The 16,757-nt window shown below is 69.4% G+C and carries 10 protein-coding genes and 1 CRISPR repeat array (1 of these 11 only partly in view); of the genes, 7 read left to right on the top strand and 3 right to left on the bottom strand.

Annotated elements, in window-relative coordinates; genetic code table 11:
* Positions 1–1,437: direct repeats of the CRISPR family, unit length 32 nt; unit sequence GTCGCGCTCTATACGGGCGCGTGGATTGAAAC (it extends 742 nt beyond the left edge of the window).
* Between the two features lie 523 nt (positions 1,438–1,960).
* Complete coding sequence (gene purT / locus MARPU_RS12625) at positions 1,961–3,145, top strand: formate-dependent phosphoribosylglycinamide formyltransferase (protein WP_005221634.1); 1,185 nt, start codon at positions 1,961–1,963, stop codon at positions 3,143–3,145.
* A 75-nt stretch (positions 3,146–3,220) separates the two neighbouring features.
* Here the strand turns inward: purT and MARPU_RS12620 are convergent, their stop codons facing one another.
* A complete protein-coding gene (locus MARPU_RS12620) occupies positions 3,221–4,876 on the bottom strand; it encodes a methyl-accepting chemotaxis protein (RefSeq protein ID WP_005221636.1) in 1,656 nt (551 codons plus the stop codon).
* A 361-nt stretch (positions 4,877–5,237) separates the two neighbouring features.
* Between MARPU_RS12620 and MARPU_RS12615 the strand changes: the two genes are divergently transcribed.
* The 6 genes from MARPU_RS12615 to MARPU_RS12590 are packed head-to-tail and all read left to right on the top strand — an operon-like array spanning position 5,238 to position 14,421.
* Entirely contained in the window at positions 5,238–6,716 is a 1,479-nt protein-coding gene (locus tag MARPU_RS12615) for a GNAT family N-acetyltransferase (protein WP_005221638.1), read from the top strand.
* A gap of 6 nt (positions 6,717–6,722) precedes the next feature.
* Positions 6,723–7,913 (top strand): MFS transporter, encoded by a 1,191-nt coding sequence (locus MARPU_RS12610; protein WP_005221640.1) that lies wholly within the window; start codon positions 6,723–6,725, stop codon positions 7,911–7,913.
* Between the two features lies 1 nt (position 7,914).
* Positions 7,915–9,279: a phenylacetate--CoA ligase family protein gene (locus tag MARPU_RS12605; RefSeq protein WP_005221642.1), complete on the top strand. Its 1,365-nt coding sequence runs from the start codon at positions 7,915–7,917 to the stop codon at positions 9,277–9,279.
* 4 nt (positions 9,280–9,283) lie between these two features.
* Entirely contained in the window at positions 9,284–10,594 is a 1,311-nt protein-coding gene (locus MARPU_RS12600) for a phenylacetate--CoA ligase family protein (protein ID WP_005221644.1), read from the top strand.
* The gene (locus MARPU_RS12595; RefSeq protein WP_005221646.1) at positions 10,591–11,709 is read left to right on the top strand and encodes a LuxE/PaaK family acyltransferase; all 1,119 of its coding nucleotides are present in this window, start codon (positions 10,591–10,593) and stop codon (positions 11,707–11,709) included. Before MARPU_RS12600 ends, MARPU_RS12595 begins: the two co-directional genes overlap by 4 nt.
* A gap of 12 nt (positions 11,710–11,721) precedes the next feature.
* On the top strand, positions 11,722–14,421 hold the full coding sequence (locus tag MARPU_RS12590) for an acyl-CoA reductase (protein WP_005221648.1): 2,700 nt from the start codon (positions 11,722–11,724) through the stop codon (positions 14,419–14,421).
* Positions 14,422–14,427: 6 nt separating this feature from the next.
* On the opposite strand, the gene MARPU_RS12585 is transcribed toward MARPU_RS12590, so the two are convergent.
* Both MARPU_RS12585 and MARPU_RS12580 read right to left on the bottom strand, forming a co-directional pair.
* On the bottom strand, positions 14,428–16,326 hold the full coding sequence (locus MARPU_RS12585; protein WP_005221650.1) for a SpoIIE family protein phosphatase: 1,899 nt from the start codon (positions 16,324–16,326) through the stop codon (positions 14,428–14,430).
* Positions 16,323–16,751 (bottom strand): ATP-binding protein, encoded by a 429-nt coding sequence (locus MARPU_RS12580; protein WP_005221651.1) that lies wholly within the window; start codon positions 16,749–16,751, stop codon positions 16,323–16,325. Before MARPU_RS12580 ends, MARPU_RS12585 begins: the two co-directional genes overlap by 4 nt.
* Positions 16,752–16,757 lie beyond the last annotated feature (6 nt).

Here is a 16,757-nt window from a genome sequence, read left to right as displayed (position 1 = left end):
TGTCGCGCTCTATACGGGCGCGTGGATTGAAACCCGGACAAGAGGTCGGAGAAGCCGCCGTCCTTGCGGGTCGCGCTCTATACGGGCGCGTGGATTGAAACGCGCAGGAGTCCGACGCAACCGATGCCGTCGGCAAGTCGCGCTCTATACGGGCGCGTGGATTGAAACTCAAGAGAACAATATGAAATACCCGGCAACAATTAGTCGCGCTCTATACGGGCGCGTGGATTGAAACAGCGCGACGTGCCGGTCGCGCCGCTCCCCGAGGTGTCGCGCTCTATACGGGCGCGTGGATTGAAACTAGGCAACGCCATTGGCGGTCCTCCTCGGGCTCGGGGGTCGCGCTCTATACGGGCGCGTGGATTGAAACGTCGCCTTGACCAGCGGGATCGTTCGCGAAATCTCGTCGCGCTCTATACGGGCGCGTGGATTGAAACGAACAGTCGCGAGCAGATCCGCAACGCCATCGCGTCGCGCTCTATACGGGCGCGTGGATTGAAACCCTCAGATAGGCGACGCGGCGCTCGAGGTCGCCGAGGTCGCGCTCTATACGGGCGCGTGGATTGAAACTTGATCAGGTGGGTTAGCAGCCCGGCGAGCAGCATGTCGCGCTCTATACGGGCGCGTGGATTGAAACTTCCAGATCGGCGAGGCGCTGCTTGTATTCGAGCGCGTCGCGCCCTATAAGGGCGCGTGGATTGAAACGGAAGCCCTCGACGATCTCGCCATGCACGAACCGTCGCGCCCTATACGGGCGCGTGGATTGAAACAGCTCCTTGCGGGCCTTCTGGCCGCGCTTGCGCAGTCGCGCCCTATACGGGCGCGTGGATTGAAACTTCACCGGGCGGGAAAAGGAACTCGACTGGAAGGAAGTCGCGCCCTATACGGGTGCGTGGATTGAAACTCCAGCACCATCGGGCCAGCCGGGGTATTGACCACGTCGCGCCCTATACGGGCGCGTGGATTGAAACACGATCCGGCGCCAATGGCCGGAGACGACATGGGTCGTCGCGCCCTATACGGGCGCGTGGATTGAAACCGCACACCCCAGCGAATGCGCCCCGCGCGGGGTGTCGCGCCCTATACGGGCGCGTGGATTGAAACCTTGGCCTTCGGGCTCCCGCTTGCTCCGATGGTCGTCGCGCCCTATACGGGCGCGTGGATTGAAACCGCGCTTGGGATTAAGCGCCGGCACAGTGCGCCCGGTCGCGCCCTATACGGGCGCGTGGATTGAAACTCCATCGACAATGACGACTGGGAGAGCGAGGGCTTGTCGCGCCCTATACGGGCGCGTGGATTGAAACATCCACCTCGCCCTGTTCGCCGCGATGCCGATCCTGTCGCGCCCTATACGGGCGCGTGGATTGAAAAACTGGCATGGCCGACAGTATCGATTCATCCCCTTGTCGCGCCCTATACAGGCGCGTGAATTGAAAAAACCGACAGCAACTCCTTACATGAACCCCGTTGCTGGTTGCGTCTTATTCGAGCGCATGGGTTGAAGCGTGGCCTGTGCCGGGATCGGCTTGGCCTTGAGGGCGCTGCGTCCTGTGTGCTCAGAGATCGCCTACCTCAATGTGTTGTGGTGGCAAGTTTTGCTTGCTTGGGTAACGCCGAAGCCTTGCGGATTAAGTTGGAAGCCAGAGGTCAGACTGTGTGCCTTGCAGGTGATGCCTGGGGGGCAAGGGTGGCTGGCTGGCGGTTAGTTCAGGGGGTAGGTGCGCCGGGTTGACCAGTCGTCTCCGTCTGCGCCGTTTCGTCTGGATTGCGCTGGCGTGGGCGGAGTACCATCGGTCGCGCCCTTGCCGGAGCGGCGCGCGCGAGCGTGTCGGGACTGGGACTGCTCCGGGGTCTCTCCGCCGCGATCGCGGCGGTTGCGCGTGACTCGCGGAGACCGGCTGCGGCTGGCGGGAGTGCCGCGATCCATCTTGAAGCCACCACCCCGACAAGCAGAGACCACATGCCTACGATCGGAACCCCTTTCTCTCCCAACGCGACCAAGGTCCTGCTCTGCGGGGCCGGCGAACTCGGCAAGGAGGTCGTCATCGAGTTCAAACGGCTCGGACTCGAGGTCATCGCCTGCGACCGCTATGCCAACGCGCCCGCCATGCAGGTCGCCGATCGTGCCTACAGCTTCTCGATGCTCGACGGGGCCGAGCTGCGTCGGGTGATCGAACTGGAGCGCCCGGACTACATCGTCCCCGAGATCGAGGCGATCGCCACCGACACCCTGCTGGAGTTGGAGACCGAGGGCTTCAACGTCGTCCCGACGGCGCGGGCGACCCGGCTGACGATGAACCGCGAAGGGATTCGTCGGTTGGTCGCCGAGGAGCTGGGGCTGCCGACCTCGCCCTATCGCTTCGCCGATACCCGCGAGACGTTCGAGCAGGCGGTCGCCGAGATCGGACTGCCCTGCGTGGTCAAGCCGATCATGAGTTCCTCGGGCAAGGGGCAGAGCCTGGTGCGCGATGCCGCCGAGCTGGATCATGCCTGGGACTACGCCCAGGCCGGTGGTCGCGCCGGGGGCGGGCGGGTGATCGTCGAGGGCTTCGTCGCCTTCGACTACGAGATCACCCTGCTGACCGTGCGTCACCGCGACGGCACCGCCTTCTGCGCGCCGATCGGGCATCGCCAGGAGGACGGCGACTATCGCGAGTCCTGGCAGCCGCACCCGATGACGCCGACGGCGCTGGCGCGGGCCGAGGCGATCGCCGCGCGGGTGACCGAGGCGCTCGGTGGGCGCGGGATCTTCGGGGTCGAGTTGTTCGTGCGCGGCGACGAGGTGATCTTCAGCGAGGTCTCGCCGCGTCCCCACGATACCGGCATGGTCACTCTGATCGCGCAGGACCTCTCCGAGTTCGCGCTCCATGCCCGCGCCATCCTCGGGCTGCCGATCCCCGAGATCCGCCAGCACGGTCCGGCGGCCTCGGCGGTGATCCTGGTCGAGGGTGAGTCGTCCCGGCCCCGCTTCACCAATCTGGCCGAGGCCCTCGCCGAGCCGGGCACTGATCTGCGCCTGTTCGGCAAGCCTGAGGTGCGGGGGCGGCGGCGCATGGGCGTGGCGCTGGCCCGTGGCTGCGATGTCGAGGACGCCAAGGCGCGCGCGTTGCGCGCCGCCGCACGAGTACGTGTCGAACTCGACTAGGGCGCTCGGCGTGCGTGACTGTCGGCCGGAGTGAGTGGTTGGCGAGGCTCCTGGGCGCCGGCCTCTGGCGAGCCCTCAGACCTTGAAGCGCGCCATCAGGTGATGCAGCTGCGCGGCCAGTTGCGCGACCTGCTCACTGGCCTGCGCGACCTGTTCGGATCCGCCCAGGGTGGTTTCGATGGAATCGGCGATGTTGGTGATGTTGCGGTTGATCTCTTCGGTCACCGTCGACTGCTGCTCGGCGGCGCTGGCGATCTGGTTGGTCATGTCGCTGATCCGCTGGACCGAGGCGCTGATCGTCTCGAGTGACCGACCGGCCTCGCCGGTCTGGGAGACGCTGTCGCGTGCCTTGACGCGCCCGGTGTGCATCGCCTCGACGGCGTGGTCGGCGTTTTGCTGCAGTCGCTCGACCATCTCGCGGATCTCCTCGGTGGAGTGACGGGTGCGATCGGCCAGAGTGCGCACCTCGTCGGCCACCACCGCGAAGCCACATCCCCGCTCGCCGGCACGCGCCGCCCTGATCGCAGCGTTGAGCGCGAGCAGGTTGGTCTGCTCTGCGATGCCGCGGATCACCTCGAGCACGCGACCGATGTCGTCGCTGTCGGCCGAGAGGCGGTTGATCACCTCGGCGGCGCCCTCGACGGCCTCGGCTAGCGCTTCGATGGAGTCGACGCTGTGGCGCATCACCGCGTTGCCGGATGTGGCCTCGCGCAGCGTCGTGCTGACCGCGCGGGCGGTCTCGTTGGCGTTGTGCGCGACGTTCTGCACCGTGGCGGCCATCTGATTCATGGCGGTGGCGACCTGCTCGCTCTCGCACTGCTGCAGTTGGATCTGGTTGCGGGTCTCGGCGCTGTTTGCCGAGAGCTGTTCGGCGGCGCTGGCCAGTTGTGCCGAGGCGTCATTCACCTCGACGATGAGCTGCTGGGCCCTGTCGACGAAGGCATTGAAGGCGCGCGCCTGATCGGCCAGCTCGTCGTGCCCCTCGGCGGTGAGACGATGGGTCAGGTCGCCCTCACCGTGGGCGATTTCGTCGAGTCGTCCGGAAACCTCGCGGATCGGGGTCGCGGTCAGCTGTCCGAGCAGAAAGGCGCCGGTGACGCCGAGGGCGAGGATCACCACCAGTCCCACCACGAACTGGCGTTCGAGTCGCTCGATGCCCTCGGCGACGATGGCGTCGGGCTGGACGCGGGTGATGCCGAGAAAGAGGATGCCGATCACCCGTCCGGTCTCATCGGTGAGCGGATCGTAGACGGTGAGATAGGACTCGCCGAGGATCTCGGCCTCGCCGGTGAAACGTTTGCCCGCCATGACCGTGGCGAAGGCCGCGCTGTTCCCGTCCAGCCGGGTGCCGATGGCGCGCCGGCCGTCGAGTTGGCGGATGTTGGTGACGACGCGGGTGAAGTCGTCGCCGTCACGGGCGAATACCGTGGCGAGCACGCCGAGGTCGTTGCTGAGCCGATCGACCAGTCCGACACGTTCACGGATCGCCTTGCCGTCGTCATCGACCAAGGTGCCGTCGCGCATCCGCACCTCGCCCCAGTATGCCTCGAGATAGACCTTCGCCGCCGCGAGGTCACTGGCGATCTGCATCGACAGGGTGTGATCGACCAGCTGCCGCCCCATGGTGGTCGCGCTGTGGGTCGAGATCAGTAGGGAGACCCCGCCGCCGAGGATCAGTAGCGCGACAGTGAAGGTGAGTAGTCGGCCACGTATCGTTAGTGTGCTCCACATTAACCCGCTGTGCCCGATGGTCTTGGGGTGTGGCTTGAGGTGGTGGCGTCAAGTTCGGTTTTCATCGATCAAAATCTTTTGAATCAGCTTTTTAAGCTCTGCTTGCTGTCGGTTGCCGATCGTGATCATGGTGGGTGTGAGATTTTGATGGGGTCTGTCTCCATGATTGGTGGTCGTCTCTACGTGTAATCTTCGGCGCTGTCCGCTTCTCCCGTCGGCCCGTCCCCTTGGGAAGGCCCCAATACCGACTATGCTGTGTACGACCACGACGAGGGCATGGAAGGGTGCGTGATCCGGGGTGCGACAGGAGGCCGATGTGGCTGGTGATGGCGCGATGCGGTGCAGGCTGGAACTGCCACCGATGCTCGATGCATTGCCGGTAGCCCGTGGCTTCGCCGGCGAGTTGGCGGCGCTGGCCGGTTTCGACTCGAGACGAACCAATGCCATCGAGGTGGCGGTGGAGGAGGGCGTGGTCGGCGTGCTCGAGCGCGCCGCTCCCGACTCCACCGAGTCGCTGGCGCTGGTCGGCGAGCTGACGCCGCTGGCGCTCACCCTCAGCCTCGACGATCGCGAGGCGCCACCGGCGCCGCAGGCCGATCCGCCGCCGCGCGCGATGCTCGATCGGGTCGACGAGATCGATCTCGATGGTCTGCAGCGCCATATGATCCGCGCCGCCGCCGATGTCGCGCAGTGGCAGTCGCGCGGGCGCGAGGGCAATCGATTGCGGCTGGTCTTCAACCGGCCCGAGGCCGATGTCGTCGCCCGCGCCGGTCTCGAGGCTCGTCCGTTGGAGCCGTTCGCCGAATCCGTCGCCCGCGCCCCCGAGCAGACCTACGCGGTGCGCCGCGCCGAGCGCGACGGCGACTGGTATCAGATCTCGCGGTTGGTCTATCGCGCCTATGGCTATACCCACCCGAGCGACGACCTTTACTACCCGGACCGGTTGTGCGAACTCAACCGTGCCGGTCGACTGATCTCTGTGGTGGCGACCGATGCCGCCGACACCGTGGTCGGGCACTATGCGCTCGAACTCGGTGGGCTCGGACAGCTCGGCGCCTCGCGCCTCGCCGTGGCCGAGACCGGGATGGCGGTGGTCGACCCCGCGCACCGCGGACGGCGGCTGATGGAGCGGATGCGCGAGCGGCTCGAGGCGCTCGCCCGCGAGCGCGGGCTGAGCGGGCTGTTCGGCCAACCGGTGACCACCCACCCCTTCAGCCAGAAGGTCAACGAGCGCTTCGGTGCCCATGTCTGCGCGCTCTCGCTGGCCTTCCTCGCCGGCAACCTGCGCTTTCGCGCGATGGCCGAGGAGCGCCCGGCGCAGCGCGAGAGTTGCCTGCTCTACTTCAAGCCGCTCACCCCGCCGCCCGAGCGGCTGATCCTGCCCCCCGCGCACCATCGCGAGATCCTGCTCGAGACCTATGCCGAGAGCGGCATCCCGGCGCGTGCCGGCGAGCCTGGCGGGGGCGCCGGCGCGAGCCGGCTCGATGCCCATTATCTGGCCGCACTCGATCTCGGCATGATCCGTCTCGAGCGGGTCGGTGGTGATGTCGCCGAGGCGCTGCGCGCGGCGCGCAACGAGCTGTGCCGCCGCGCCGGGGCGCGGGTGCTCTATCTCACCGTGCGCCTGAGCGATCAGGGCTGCGCGGCGGCGGTGGCCGCAGCCGAGCGGCTCGGCTTCTTCTACGGCGGTCTCGCGCCCTGTTTCGACGAGGGCGAGGACGTGCTGCGGCTGCAGTACGTCGACACCGCGCTCGATCTCGACCGGGTCGAGTTGGTCGCGCCCTTCGCCCGGCGGCTGCTCGACTATGTCGCGCGCGATCGCCGGCGCGTCGAGCGGTAACGGCCGGTGCTCGAGCTGTTTCGCGCCCATCCCGCCTTCCTGCGCTTCTGGCTGGCGCAGGCGGTCTCCCAGATCGGCGACCGGGTGCACTCGCTGGCGCTGATCTGGCTGGTCTATCACTGGTCGGGATCGGCCTCGGCGGTCGGCGTCATCCTCATCGCCACCTCGCTGCCCGGCATCCTCGTCGCGCCCCTGGCGGGGATGGTCTGCGACCGCTATCCGCGCCGTCTGGTGATGATCTGTGCCGACCTGGTCCGCGCCCTGGTGGTCGGCGCGCTCGCCTGGCTGGCCCACGGCGGCGCCCTGGCGCTGCCCGAGCTGATCGCGGCCACGGTGGTGATCTCGATCGCCTCGGCCTTCTTCAACCCGGCGGCGCTGGCGATGGTGCCGGGGCTGGTCGCGCCCGCAGCGCTGCTGCGCGCCAATGCCGCCAGCCAGCTGCTGGTGGGGGCGAGCGCGGTCGCCGGACCGCTGTTCGGCAGCGCCCTGATCGCGCTGATCGGGGTCGCCCTGGCATTCGCCATCAATGCCGTCTCCTTCCTGCTCTCGGCGCTGTTCATCGTCTCGGTGCGCGAGCCGGCGCGCCGCGTCGCGCCGCGCCGGGGGTTCTGGTCGGAGTTGCGCGCGGGGCGCGAGGCGTTGAGTCGTGCCCCTTTGATCGGCGCGCTGATGGGTCCGGTGGCGGTGGTCAACTTCTTCTTCGCCGCAGTGCCCGTGGTCACCCCGGTGCTGGCCGAGGGCGTCCATGACGCCGGCGCGGCCGGGCTGGGGATGCTGATGGCCTGCTTCGGCGCGGGGATGCTCGGCGGCTCGCTGGCACTGTCGACGCGGCACCGTCCCGGCGAGCGCGGCGTGGTGCTCGCTGGGTTCCTGGTGATGGCCGGGTGTCTCGTGGTGGTCGCGCTCAGCCCCTGGCTGGCGCTCGCCGGGGCCGGACTCGTCGGGGTCGGGCTCGGGCTCAGCGCCATCAACATCACCCTCATCACCCTGTTCCAGCGTCTGCTGGAGGATGCCAGCCGGGGCAAGATCATGGCCCTGGTGACCGCCCTGGCGCTGTCGCTGCAGCCGCTGGCCTATGGCGTGATGGGCGTGGTCACCGATCTCATCCGCCCGGGCGGGGCCCTGTTGGTCAGCGCGGCGGTGATGCTGCTGATCACGCTCTGGGTCGCCCGGCTGCAAGCCCTCAAGGAGGTGTGAGTTGAATCCCGAGCAATTCGTGCGCGCGGTCCACGACTCGGTGCCGGCCTATCGCCGGTTTCTCGCCGCGGCCGGGTTGAGCGCGCCGGGGGACTGGGCGGCGCTGCCGCTGATGGACAAGCAGGGCTATCTGCTCGCCCATCCGGTGGAGACGCTTTGTCACGGCGGCAGCCTCGAGGGCTGTCACCTGATCGGCAGCTCCTCGGGGTTCAGCCGCGGCGGCTCCACCTTCTGGCCCAAGCGCCCTGCCGACGAGGGCGACTATGTCGCCGCCATCGAGCAGATGCTGATCGCGCATCACGGCATCGACCGCAGGCCTACCCTGGTGATGGTCTGTCTCGCCCTCGGCACCTGGATCGGTGGGATGCAGCTGGCAGCCGCCCTGCGCACCCTGGCCGCCAGCGCCCGTCACCCGATCACCGTCGCCACCCCGGGGCTCAACCTGCGCGAGGCCGCGGCCCTCTACCAGCGCTTCCATCGCCAGTTCGAGCAGTGCCTGATCCTCACCAACCCGTCGAACATCAATCTGCTCGGCGCCTTGCTGCGCGCGCAGTGCCCGGACCTGACCCCGGGCAGCGTCGCCTTCCCGGTGGTCGGCGAGTTCTTCACCGAGCGCTTCCGCGAGCAGGTGGCGCGCGACTTCGGTCATCCGCCCGAGGCCCCGTTCTGCGTCTGGACCGGCTACGGCTCGGCCGATACCGGCGACCTCGGCGTCGAGACCGCCGCGACCATCGCGCTGCGCAAGTGGCTCGCGCCTCGTCCCGAGCGACTGCGGGCGCTGTTCGGCCGCGCCGAGGCGCCGATGCTGCTCGCGCCCACGCCCAAGGCGCTGATCGAGATCATCGGCGGCGAGATCGTGGTCACCAAGGACCAGTTGATCCCGCTGGTGCGCTACAACACCCGCGACCAGGGCGGGCTGCTCGCGCGCGCGCAACTCGTCGCCGAGACCGGGCTGCCCGAGGCGCTGCTCGCGGCGCTGCCCGAGCAGCTCCTCTATGTCCACGGTCGGGTCAGCGACGCGCTGGTGTTCTACGGCACCAACCTGCCGGTGGCGGCGATCGGCGACTTCCTCCTCGGTCTGCCCGAGACGTTCGGCTATGGCGGCCTGTTCCAGGTGGTGCGGCGCGAGCACGCGGGCGTCGCGCGCCTGTTCTTCCGGGTCTTCACCCGCGACGGGGCGGGGCGCGCCGAGGACTACGGCGAGCGCCTGCTCGCGTTTCTGCGCGAGCACAGCCTCGAGTTCGCGGCCAAGTACGACAACCTCTGCGCCGCCGCCGGCGGGCCGCTGATCGAGGTCGAGTTGTGCGACATCGCCGCTCTCGACCCGAGCGTCAAGCATCGTTTCATCCTGGACGAGGAGGAGTAGCCGCATGTTTCCCTGGATCGAGTCCGCGCACCAGCTCGGGCGCGCCCGCGAGATCTGGCACGCCGCGCTGGCCGCGCCCTTCTACGCGGCCAAGTACGCCGGCATGCCGGCGCCGATGGACTGGACGCAGTGGCGCGCGCTGCCGCTGCTGAGCCGCCAGGAGCTCTACGACAACGCCTGGCCGCGGACCGGGACCATGCTCACCGTCCCGCCCGAGGGGATGATCGTGACCTCGACCGGGGGCACCAGCGGCATGGCGCGCTATACCGTGCTCACCCATGCCGAGTGGGACCGCTTCTGCGCCGAACAGGCCCGGGCGCTGGCGCTGATCGGGGTCGGGGCGGAGGACCGGGTGGCCAACCTGCTGGTCGCCGGCAGCCTGTGGCCGTCCTTCCTCGGCGGCCACGAGATCGTCAAGCGCCTCGGCGCGCTGCACCTGCCGATCTCGGCCAACATCCCGGTGGAGACGGTGCTGCGCTTCTGTCGCGAGTTCCAGCCGACGGTGATGCTGAGCCTGCCGACGCTGTTCGTGTTCCTCGCCGACCTGGCGCTGCGCGACGGCATCCGCTTCCCCGGACTGCGGCTGATCGCCTATGCCGGCGAGCACATGAGCCCGGCGGTGCGGACGCATCTGCAGCACGCCTTCGGCGCCGAGGTCGAGATCCACGCCCTGGCCTATACCAGCGCCGACGCCGGGCTGATGGGCTATCAGTGTCGCCACTGCGCGCCCAATGCCTATCACGTGCCGAGCGACTTCCAGCTCATCGAGGTCGTCGACATGGAGCGCGGACGTGTCGCTGAGGGCGGCGAGGAGGGCGAGCTGCTGGTGACCAACCTGGCGCGGCGCTCGCAGCCGATCGTGCGCTATCGCATCGGCGATCGCGGCTGCTATACCGGCGAGCCCTGCGCCTGCGGCGATCGCAACCCGGTGCTGCGCCTGGCCGGGCGTGCCGGCGACGACTTCAAGCTCGGCGGCGCCTATGTCGCCATGGCGGTGGTCGAGCGGGCGGTGGAGACGGTCGCCGGGCGCGACGGCATCAGCCCCAACTACTGTCTGCGCATCGCCGACGAGGCCAACCGCATCGCCCTCGAACTGGTGGTCGAGGCTGGCGACCCGGACGCCGCCGCGCCCCACGCCGAGACCCTGGTCGGCGCGCTGGAGACGGCCATCCCCGAGCTCGGGGTGGCGCGCGAGCGCGGCTATCTGGCGCGGCTCGAGGCCCGCTTCGTCGCGCTCGGCAGTCTCGAGCGCAGCCCGGTGACCGGCAAGGTCCGCCATCTGCACGACCTGAGGGTCGAGGAGCCCGCATCATGAGCGCGATCGCCTCGCTGGACGCACTGTTCGAACTCGATGCCTTCGCCGTCGGCGCGGAGGCCGACCAACGCTTCCTCGCCGCCGTGCGCGAGGTCTGCGCCCACCACATCGCCCACTGTCCGACCTATCGCCGGCTCTGCGAGCAGGAGGGCTTCGCGCCGGAGCGCCTGGCATGCATCGACGATCTCGTCGAGCTGCCCTGGATCATGGTCAACGTCTTCAAGCGCCATCGCCTGCTCTCGGTGCCCGAGTGCGAGCTGGTGGCCACCTTCACCTCGAGCGGCACCAGTGGCCAGCAGAGCCAGATCGCCTGGGACCAGGGCTCGATGGCGCGCCAGGACGCGATGCGCGCGGCGATCGTGCGCGGGCTCGGGTTGGAGTCGAGCGAGCCGGCGAACTATCTGGTGTTCGCCTATGCGCCCGAGGTCGCCGGGGGCAAGGGCGCGGCCCATGCGCACAGCCGCTATACCGCCTTCGCGCCGGCCGCCGAGCGCTTCTTCGCCATCCATGCCGACGCCGCAGGTGCGCCGGTGTTCCGGGTCGAGGAGTGTCTGGAGCAGCTCGCGCGCTTCGCCGAGAGCGGGCTGGCGCTACGGGTGATCGGCTTCCCCGCCTTCGCCTGGCGGATGCTGCGCGAGATGGCGGCGCGCGAGCTGCGCATCGCCTTCCCGCCCGGCAGCCTGATGATCCTCGCCGGCGGCTGGAAGGCAGCCCAGGACGAGGCGGTGCCGCGCGCGCGCTTCGCCGCCGTCGCCGCCGAACACCTCGGCATCCCGCCCGAGGCGCAGCACGACGTCTACGGTTTCGTCGAACACGGGGTGCCCTACATGACCTGCGAGGCCGGGCGTTTCCACGTTCCGGTCTATGCCCGCGCGCTCACCCGTCGCCCCGGCGGGCTGGAGCCGCAGTCGCCGGGCGCGCCGGGACTGCTGCAGGTGATCTCGCCCTACAACCTGGCACAGCCGGCGCTGTCGGTGCTCGCCACCGATTACGCGATCGTCGACCAGGGCTGCCCCTGCGGACGCGGCGGGGACACCCTCGACATCATCGGGCGCGCCGGCGTCGCCAAGCACCAGGGCTGCGCGATCACCGCCGCCGAGTTGCTCAAGAGCTGAGGGAGCCACGCCATGCACCACTACATCCACGGCGAGACCGACCATGCCGAGGCGCCGCTGACCGGGGCGCGGCTGGAGACGATCCTTTCGCGCGCTCACGCAATGAAGGCGCAGGTGGTCGCCACCCCGCAGGGCTATCTGCTCGATCTGCTCGACCGTGTCGCGCGGGCCTGGAGCGCGCCGGACTATCCCTACCGGGTCGAGGCGCTGCGCCGGCTGCCCGACCGGATCGGCTTCAGCCCGGAGATGATCGAGGCCGGGATCGAGGTGATGGTTGACCTGCTGCGCCGGGAAAACCTGCTCACCCGTCTGGGTTGCGACCTGGGGGATGCGCGGATGCTCGATGACTGGGTGTTCGACGCCCGCTTCCAGGGATTGGTTAAGGCTCAGCCGCTGGGGGTGCTGGCCCATGTCTCGGCCGGCAACGTCTTCGTCGGCGGGGTCGACAGCCTGATCCAGGGCATCGTCACCCGCAACGTCAACCTGATGAAGATGTCCTCGGTCGATCCGATCTTCCCGGTGCTCTTCGCCACCAGTCTGCGCGATCACGACCAGCGCGGCGACATCGCCCGCTCGCTGGCGCTGCTGACCTGGAAGGGCGGCGACCAGGGGGTGGAGCGGGTGCTCAAGCGCGACTGCAATGCCATCGTCGTCTACGGCGGCGCCGACACCATCCGCAGCTATCGTCGCGACCTCGGGCTGCACACCCGGCTGATCGAGTACGGGCCCAAGTACAGCTTCGTGATGGTCGCCGCCGACGCGCTCGAGCGGCGCGGCCTGTCCGCCTGCGCCCGACTGATCGCGCGCGACGCGGTGATGTGGGAGCAGTCGGCCTGCTCCTCGCCGCACGTGGTCTATGTCGAGGGGCGCGAGAGCGCCGAGCGGCTGATGGCGGCGCTCGGCGCGGCGCTGACCTGCTGGGCCGAGGAGATCCCGCCGGGGGCGATCGGCGACGATGCCGCGGTCGAGATCGACAAGGTGCGCGAGCTGGCCAAGGTGGAGCGGGCGATGGGCGTGGGCGACCTGCTGCACGGCGGCGGCACCGGCTGGACGCTGGCGCTGCGCGACGATCCCGAGTTCGAGACCTCGTGCCAGCACCGCACTCTGATCATCAAGCCGGTCGACCGGCTGGAGTCGGTGATCGAGCGGGTCGCGCCCATGGGCGAGTACATCCAGACCGTGGCGCTGCTCACCGACGAGCCGCGCGCGCGGCGGCTCGGGCGCGCGCTCTCGGCGCTGGGCGCCGACCGCATGGTCGAGATCGGACGCATGGCGGTGCGCAAGCACGGCACTCCGCACGATGGCACGCGCGGGCTGGCGACCTTGGTACGCTGGACCTCGCTGGCGCGCGATCGGCTCGAACAGGGCTCGGAGCGCATGTCCTGGCACCGGCTCGACGACTCGGGCGACAGCTTCGACTTCCTCCCCGATGCCGAGCGTGACGCCCAGACCTGCTCGCGGCTGCTGCAGGTGATCGAGGATTGTCGCCAGGGCTCGCCGCTGTTGCGCGCGCGCTATGCCGGGATCGTCCTGATCGGGCTCGACGACGTGCGCCGGCTGCCGCTGATGTCCGGCGAGGACTACAAGCAGCACCTGCCGCCGCGCGGCGACGGGCTGCTGACGGCGGGCGCGAGCGACGGCTATGTGTTCTCCAGCGGCGGCACCACCGGGGCGCCCAAGCTGGTCTATCGCACCGTCGCCGAGCAGCACGCCAACGCGCTGCGGCTCGGCAAGGGGCTGGCGCTGTCGGTGTTCGGCCCCGGCGACGTGGTCGCCAACCTGCTCTTTGCCGGCAGCATGTGGGCCTCCTTCGTCTCCTACAACCAGGCGCTGGAGGTCACCGGTTGTCGTATCCTGCCGATCTCGGGCAACCTGCCGATGGAGCAGATCGTCGAGCAACTCACCGGCTATGGCGCCACCGCCATCATCACCATCCCCTCGGTGCTGCTGTCGCTGGCCGAGTACGTCGAGGCGCACGGGGTGGCGCTGCGCATCGACAAGGTCGCCACCGGCGGCGAGCACCTGTTCGCCGGCTCGCGCGCCTATCTCAGCCGGGTGCTCGGTATCACGCGCTTTGCCTCCACCGGCTACACCACCAACGACACCGGCGCCATCGGCTATCAATGCGCGCACTGCGAGGGCGGAGTGCACCATGTCCACGAGGATCTGCACCATGTCGAGCTGCTCCACCCCGAGACCCTGGCGCCGGTCGGACCGGGCGAGATCGGCAAGGTGGTGGTGACCAATCTGCAACGGCGGCTGATGCCGACCATCCGCTACGACGTCGGCGACCTCGGGCGCTGGGTCGAGGGCGAGTGCCCCTGCGGTCGGCGCACCCGGCGCATGGAGCTGCTCGGGCGCGCCGACGACGTATTGATCATCGGCGGCGGCAACATCCAGCCCGAGGTGGTGGCCACGGCGATCGCCGCGGTGCCCGGGCTGGGCGCTCATTTCCAGCTGCGCGCGCGGCTCGACGGACATCGCGATCAGCTGGTGGTGCGGGTCGAGCGCGCCGCCGGTACGGCGCCGGAGGATGCCACCGGGCTCGCCGGGATGTTGTCGCAACGCCTGTTGCACGACTCCAAGGAAATCCGTGCGATGACCGAGGCCGGGCTGGTGGCGCCGACGCACATCGAGGTGCTGGCGCTCGAGGGCATCGAGCGCAATCCCAAGACCGGCAAGGTCCGACTGACCGTGGACGAGCGCCGCTAGCGCGGCTCAGTCCCCGAGCGGCGCGTCCGCGCCGCGATAGGCCAGCGCCATCAGGGTGATGTCGTCGGCCTGGGGGGTGTCGCCGGCGAAGGCGTGGACCTCCTCGATGAGGCCCTCGACCAGGGTCCGGGGAGAGCCGGTGCCGAGTGCGCGCAGCGCCTCGCGCAGTCGCGCCTCGCCATAGAGCGTCGCGTCGGCGTCCATCGCCTCGGTGACCCCGTCGGTGTAGAGCAGCAGGCGGTCGCCCGGCGCGAGCCGGGCGCGCGCGTCGCGATAGTGCGCCCCCGCCATCACCCCGAGCACCAGTTGTCCCTGCGAGGGCAGGGGTTCAAGGTTGCCCTCGGCGCGCAGCAGCAGCGGCGGGTTGTGTCCGGCGTTGGCATGGATCAGCTCACCGCTGCGATGATCGAGGACGGCGCAGAACAGGGTGACGAACATGCACCGCGGGTTGTCGCGGGCGAGTTCGGCGTTGACCCGCTCGAGCACTTCGGCGGGGCCGCGCCCGGGCGCGCTCGCCGTCTTGACCAGGGTCTTGGCCACCGCCATGAACAGTGCCGCCGGCACTCCCTTGCCGGCGACATCGGCGATCACCAGACAGTGGTGATCGGCGTCGAGGGCGAAGCAGTCGTAGAAGTCGCCGCCGACCTCGCGCGCCGGTTCGACCAGGGCGTGGAGGTCGAAGGCGGGGTGCGGCGCCAGCCGACGCGGCAGGATCGAGAGCTGGATGTCGTGGGCGATGCGCAGCTCGCTGGCGATACGCGCCTGGGCGGCGGTGCTGGCGGTGAGGCGCTCGATGTGCTCGCGCAGCGAGCGGGTCATGATGGCGAAGCCGGCGGTGAGGTCGCCGATCTCGTCGTCGTGCGGGTGGAGCGGGAGCGGGGTGTCGAGCCGTCCCGCGGCGATCTCGCGGGTCGCCGCGACCAGTCGGCGTAGCGGTCGGGTGATGGCGCGCGCGCTGAGGGTGATCGCGAGCAGCATCAGCACCAATCCGAGCAGGCCGATGGCGGTGGTGGTCAGCGCCAGGGCGCGCACGTCGTCGTCGATCTCCTTGATCGGCAGTACCACCGCCAGGGTCCAGCCTGCGGGGGCGATCGGGGCGTGGTAGAGGCGGACGGGGTCGCCCGAGATTTCGATCCCGTCGATCACCCCGGGGCGCCCCGATAGCAGCTCGGCGATGAGTTGGGGGTGATGCGCGAGCCCGAGTGCCTCGGGCGTGGCATGGATGTCGCGGCGCAGCGCCAGGCCGGCCAGGGGGTGGGTGATGAAGGTGCCGTCGGCGGCGAGCAGCGCGGCGTGACCGCTGTCGAGCACGCGCAGTGCCGCGACCTCGCCGGTGAGTCGGTCGAGGTTCAGCTCGAGGCTCACCAGTCCGCCGTCGAAGGCCGCGCTCAGCGTCGCCATCCGTGCCTGGCCGAGGTCGTCGTCGAAGTAGGGGCGCGACCAGGACAGTCCGCCGTCGGGTATCGGCGCACCGGCGCGTGCGAGCGGCCTGTCGAGTTCGGCTTCGCGCCCGTCTAGGCACTGGATGTCGGTGCCGCGCCAACGGCAGTCGTGGTCGTGCCGACGGGAGGTCTCGTGCTGGTTCGGGGCGAATCTCAGGGTGGCGCCGAAGACGTCGCGGTTGTCGGCGATGCCCTGACGCAGCAGTTCGCGCGCGCTGGCGTCGTCGAAGTGGCCGTGCGTGAGCGCTGCGGCCAGCGCACGGGCGGTACGGGCGGCTGCGCCGAGCGGGATCTCGAGGGCGTTGGCGGTGGCCTCGGTCTGGAGGCGGGTATTGCGCTCGATCTCCGCCTCGAGGGTGGCGAGCGAGCGTAGATAGTCGACCCCGAGCACCGTGAGCAGGATCGCCGAGGTGTAGAGCGAGACGATCAGGCTCAGCCGGGCGGCGATGCTCGGGCGCTTCATCGGCGGGGCAGGTCGGGGAGACGCATGCTCAGGCGCAGCAGGTTGCAGCCCTCGAGTCGGCGGTAGTCGAGGCCGTCGACTAGACGGCGGATCAGCACCCAGCCGAGACCACCGACCGGACGCGCTGCCAGCGGTTGCTCCAGGTCCGGTGTCGGTATGCGGGTGCCATCGAAGGGGATACCGCCGTCGCGGATCTCGATCGTCAGGCGGTCGTCGGCGTGGTGGGTGCTGATCTCGGCCCAGCCTGGCGCATCGACGGGGTAGGCGTGGGTACAGAGGTTGACGAAGACCTCCTCGACGGCGAGTTCCAGCCGTCCTCGTGCCTCAGCTCCCAGTCCGGTCTGCTCGGCCGAGTCGAGGACGAAGGCCAGCACCTGGGGCAGGGCGGTGATCTCGGCGGTGGTCGCGAGCCGGCGGGGTGGCACCGAACT

The organism is Marichromatium purpuratum 984 (assembly GCF_000224005.2).
Taxonomy (GTDB): Bacteria; Pseudomonadota; Gammaproteobacteria; order Chromatiales; family Chromatiaceae; genus Marichromatium; species Marichromatium purpuratum.
The sequence above is the reverse complement of the archived record's forward strand: the minus strand, read 5'-3'. Positions and strand labels throughout refer to the sequence as shown.

Bases quoted from the DNA above. Each gene is read 5' to 3' on its own strand.
- purT (WP_005221634.1), top strand. From the start codon at position 1,961: ATGCCTACGATCGGAACCCCTTTCTCTCCCAACGCGACCAAGGTCCTG.
- MARPU_RS12620 (WP_005221636.1), bottom strand. From the start codon at position 4,876: ATGTGGAGCACACTAACGATACGTGGCCGACTACTCACCTTCACTGTC.
- MARPU_RS12615 (WP_005221638.1), top strand. From the start codon at position 5,238: ATGCTCGATGCATTGCCGGTAGCCCGTGGCTTCGCCGGCGAGTTGGCG.
- MARPU_RS12600 (WP_005221644.1), top strand. From the start codon at position 9,284: ATGTTTCCCTGGATCGAGTCCGCGCACCAGCTCGGGCGCGCCCGCGAG.
- MARPU_RS12595 (WP_005221646.1), top strand. From the start codon at position 10,591: ATGAGCGCGATCGCCTCGCTGGACGCACTGTTCGAACTCGATGCCTTC.
- MARPU_RS12590 (WP_005221648.1), top strand. From the start codon at position 11,722: ATGCACCACTACATCCACGGCGAGACCGACCATGCCGAGGCGCCGCTG.
- MARPU_RS12585 (WP_005221650.1), bottom strand. From the start codon at position 16,326: ATGAAGCGCCCGAGCATCGCCGCCCGGCTGAGCCTGATCGTCTCGCTC.